We start from the raw sequence: 4,544 nt of genomic DNA, 5'->3' as shown, positions 1-4,544 counted from the left end.
GGCCCTCGCCGCGAACGACTTCGCGCAGATTGCCGAGAACGCCCGCACCGTCGTCGGCAGCGTCAAGGCTGCCCGCGCGTGAGACCGGTGTAGCCGTCGGGCTTGCCCGACGGTCACGGCGCGCACCGCCGCGTCATTGCCGCCTGCAGCCTGTCGCCTGCAGCCGGGAGATTCATGATGAAGACTGTCTGCTTCGGCGAGATCATGTTGCGCCTCAGCCCCCCGGGGTTCGAGCGCTTCCTCCAGACCCAGCAATTCGTCGCCACGTTCGGCGGCGGCGAAGCCAACGTCGCGGTGAGCCTGGCGGCCTTCGGCTGCGAGAGCCACTACGTCACGCGCCTGCCGTCGCATGCCATCGGCGAGGCGGCCGTGAAGGCGCTGCGGGCCGAGGGCGTGCGCACCGAGCACATCCTGCGCGGCGGTGACCGCATCGGCGTCTACTACGCCGAGAGCTCCGCCAGCCAGCGCGCGTCGCAGGTCATCTACGACCGCGCGCGCTCGGCGATCGCCGAGATGAAGCCTGGCACCGTGAACTGGGGCCCGATTCTCGACGGCGCGACGTGGTTCCACTGCACCGGCATCACCCCGGCGCTGGGTGACGATGCGGCGGCGTGCACGAAGGAGGCCCTGCAGGCGGCCAAGGCGGCGGGCGCGACCGTGAGCATGGACCTGAACTTCCGCAAGAAGCTCTGGTCCGAGAAGAAGGCGCAGTCGGTGATGCGCCCGCTCATGGAGTACGTCGACGTCGTGATCGCCAACGAGGAGGACGTCCAGTCCGTGCTCGGCTTCGAGGTGCACGGCACCGACGTGACGACCGGCGAGCTCAATCTCGAGGCGTACAAGGCGACCGCCGCCGAGGTCGCCAACACGTTCGACTGCGCGCTCATCGCCATCACGCTGCGCGAGAGCCATTCGGCCAGCGACAACGGCTGGAGCGCCTGCATCTACGAGAAGGCGACGGGCGAGTTCCAGCGGAGCCAGCACTACGAGGTGCGTCTGGTGGACCGCATCGGCGGCGGCGACAGCTTCGCCGGCGGCCTGATCTACGGCCTGGTGTCGGGCAAGTCACCGATCGACGCGTTGCGCTTTGCGGTCGCGGCGAGCGCCCTCAAGCAGACCATCCCCGGCGACTTCAACCGCGTCACCGTGGACGAGGTCGAGCGCCTCGTGAAGGGCGACGGCAGCGGACGCGTGCAGCGGTAGCCCACTGCACACTCACTGCCCAGGGCTCAGGGCTCACGGCTCAGGGCTCAGAGAGCATGCCGATCGGAATCAGCAAGCCTTCTGAGCCTTGAGTCCTGAGCCTTGAGCCACGAGATTGCATGAAGATCGTCGACGCACGCGTGATCGTGACCTGCCCGGGGCGCAACTTCGTGACGCTGAAGGTCGTCACCGAGGACGGCGTGCACGGGCTGGGCGACGCCACCCTGAACGGGCGTGAACTCGCCGTCGCGAGCTACCTCACCGACCACGTGGCGCCGCTGCTCATCGGGCGCGACGCGCGGCGCATCGAGGACATCTGGCAGTTCCTGTACAAGGGCGCGTACTGGCGGCGCGGGCCGGTCACGATGAGCGCCATCGCGGCGGTCGACACGGCGCTGTGGGACATCAAGGGCAAGGTGGCCAACCTGCCCGTCTACCAGTTGCTGGGCGGTGCGTCGCGCGAGGCCGTGCGCGTGTACTGCCACGCCAACGGCGCCGACGTCGACCAGGCCGTGAAGGCCGTGGCGCATCACCTCGACCTCGGGTACACCGCCATCCGCGTCCAGTCGGGCGTTCCCGGCCTCAGCAGCACCTACGGGGTGGCGAAGGGCGACCGCCCGTACGAGCCGGCGGAGAAGGGCGGCGTCTCGGAGCACCGGTGGAGCACCGAGGCCTACCTCACGTTCATCCCGCGCCTCTTCGAGCGGATCCGCGCCGAGTTCGGCGAGGAGATCGACCTGCTGCACGACGTCCATCACCGGCTCACGCCGATCGAGGCCGCGCGCGCCGGACGGTCACTGGAGCCCTACCACCTGTTCTGGATGGAGGACCCGACGCCGGCCGAGCAGCAGGATGCCTTCCGCCTGATTCGCCAGCACACGGTGACGCCCATCGCGGTCGGCGAGGTGTTCAACAGCATCTGGGACTGCCAGCAGTTGATCCAGGAGCAGTTGATCGACTACATCCGCGCGACGGTCGTGCATGCCGGCGGGATTTCCCACCTGCGCAAGATCGCGGCGCTGGCCGAACTGCACCATGTGCGCACGGGCAGCCACGGCGCCACCGACCTCAGCCCGGTGTGCATGGCCGCGGCGCTGCACTTCGACCTCAGCGTGCACAACTTCGGCATCCAGGAGCACATGCCGCACAACGCCGAGACCGACGTGGTGTTCCCGCACGAGTACACGTACCGGGACGGGTACATGCACCCTGGCGACGCACCGGGACTGGGCGTGGAGATCGACGAAGCGTTGGCCGCGCAGTACCCGTACGACCCCGCCTACCTGCCGGTGAACCGCAAGCTCGATGGCACGATGCACAGTTGGTGAAGGCGGCCAGGGCCGCCCTCACCAACTGAATGCTGCGATGCTGCGATGCCGGGAATGCCGCACGGACTGCCACGGGGCTGGTGGCGAGGAACTCGACATGGCGCCACGATGGCCATGGGCGACGCACCAACGGCCTTGTCGTCAAGCCCCCAGCCTCCAGCGCCCAGCCCCCAGTCCCGTGCTGCGCTACAATCCGCCCATTCAAGGAGACTCCGTCCCATGTCCGACGTCACCCGTCGTGAACTTCTCGGCGCTGCGGCGCTGACCGCCGCTGGCGCGGCGCTGCCGGCCGTCGCTGGCGCGCAGGCCGCCAAGCCTGGCGCTGGCCGCCTCAAGCAGTCGGTCTGCCGCTGGTGCTACAACAAGATTCCCCTCGCGGACTTCTTCAAGGCCTGCGCCGAGATGGGGCTGCCGGCCATCGACCTCCTCACCGAGGAGGAGTGGACGATCGCCAAGCGGGACTTCGGCCTGGTCTGCTCGACGGGATTCCCGGCGGTGCGCTCCATCCCCGACGGCATCAACAACACCAAGTTCCACGACGGCATCGTCGCCTCGCTCACCGAGATGATCCCGAAGGCCGCCAAGGCCGGCGTGCCCAACGTGATCACGTTCTTCGGCAACCGCCGGGGGCAGGATCTCGAGGAGGCCAAGGCCAACAGCGTGGCCTGCCTCAATCGCATCAAGGGGATCGCCGAGGCCGAGGGTGTCACGGTGGTGGTCGAGCTGCTGAACAGCAAGGTCAACCACAAGGACTACATCGGCGACCACACCGCCTACGGTGTCGACATCTGCAAGCGCGTCGGATCGCCGCGCATCAAGCTGCTGTACGACATCTACCACATGCAGATCATGGAGGGCGACATCCTCCGGACCATGGGCGAGAACTGGGACTACATCGGCCACCTGCACACCGGCGGCGTGCCGGGCCGGAACGAGCTCGACGATACCCAGGAACTGCAGTGGCGGTCGATTGCCAAGTGGGTCGCCGACAAGGGCTACCAGGGCTACTTCGCGCACGAGTTCATCCCGACGCGCGACCCGCTCACGTCGTTGCGCGAGGCCGTCCAGCTCTGCAACGTGTAGCGTAGGGGGAGGGGACGCCACTTCGGGGGCGTCCTCTCGCCTCGGCGCCGGATCTTCCGGGAAGATCACTGACCGTCGGACAAGTCCGACGGCGACGAACTACCATCGACGGCTACGAACTGACGGTCGACGGCTACGAACCGAGAGTCGACGGTCACGAAACATCAATCCGCCCCTGTGGCGCGTCGTCCCCACGGTCGCGCGCCGCGTCCACGACGCCATGCATCCTCGCCTGTCCCTGCTCGCTGCGACGGCCCTCGTCGTCGCGGCCGTCCCGTCCATGGCCCAGACCCCGACGCCGCCGGTCGCGGCGCAGAAGCCCTACACGGTCGCCTCGCCGCATGGTGATCGCCAGGACCCCTACTACTGGCTGCGCGACGACACGCGCAAGTCACCCGAACTGCTGAAGTACCTCGAGGCCGAGAACGTCTACACCGAGGCGATCCTCGCGCCGGTGAAGGCGCTGCGGGGCCAGTTGTTCGAGGAGCTCAAGGGCCGCTACAAGCAGGACGACGAGCAGCCGGCGTGGCGGATGCGCGGATTCCTGTACTCCAGCCGCTTCGTGGCGGGCAAGGACTATGCGGTCAACACCCGGCGGCCTGCCGGGGGCGGGGCCGAGCAGGTGCTGGTGGACCAGAACGCCCTCGCCGAGGGGCACCAGTACTTCTCGCTGGGGCAGTGGGACGTGTCGCTCGACAATGCGCGGCTCGCGTACTCGACCGACACCGTGGGGCGCCGCCAGTACGTGATCCAGTTCAAGGACATCGCGACGGGCGCCCTGTCGCCCGAGCGGATCACCGGCACCTCGGGCAACGTGGTCTGGGCCGCCGACAACCGCACCGTGTTCTACGTCGAGATCGACCCGACGACCCTGCTGTCCAAGCGCGTGAAGCGCCATGTCGTCGGCACGGACCCGGCGACCGACGTGCT

Annotated in this window: 3 protein-coding genes and 1 pseudogene; all 4 read left to right on the top strand. The window is 68.2% G+C overall.

The window, feature by feature from the left end; translation table 11 throughout:
* Positions 1–174 precede the first annotated feature (174 nt).
* Positions 175–1,203 carry a PfkB family carbohydrate kinase gene (locus tag ACIRDX_RS20775; RefSeq protein WP_396627347.1) on the top strand — a complete coding sequence of 343 codons (1,029 nt, stop codon included), beginning with the start codon at positions 175–177 and terminating at the stop codon, positions 1,201–1,203.
* A gap of 119 nt (positions 1,204–1,322) precedes the next feature.
* Positions 1,323–2,531, top strand: coding sequence for a D-mannonate dehydratase ManD (gene manD, locus ACIRDX_RS20770; protein ID WP_396627346.1), 1,209 nt, complete (start codon positions 1,323–1,325; stop codon positions 2,529–2,531).
* 219 nt (positions 2,532–2,750) lie between these two features.
* Complete coding sequence (locus tag ACIRDX_RS20765; protein ID WP_396627345.1) at positions 2,751–3,614, top strand: hydroxypyruvate isomerase family protein; 864 nt, start codon at positions 2,751–2,753, stop codon at positions 3,612–3,614.
* A gap of 220 nt (positions 3,615–3,834) precedes the next feature.
* A pseudogene (locus ACIRDX_RS20760) lies at positions 3,835–4,544 on the top strand (S9 family peptidase); the annotation flags it as partial.

It is taken from the genome of Luteitalea sp. (assembly GCF_044337415.1).
Classification (GTDB): domain Bacteria; phylum Acidobacteriota; class Vicinamibacteria; order Vicinamibacterales; family Vicinamibacteraceae; genus Luteitalea.
This window is presented reverse-complemented; position numbering and strand designations above follow the sequence as displayed.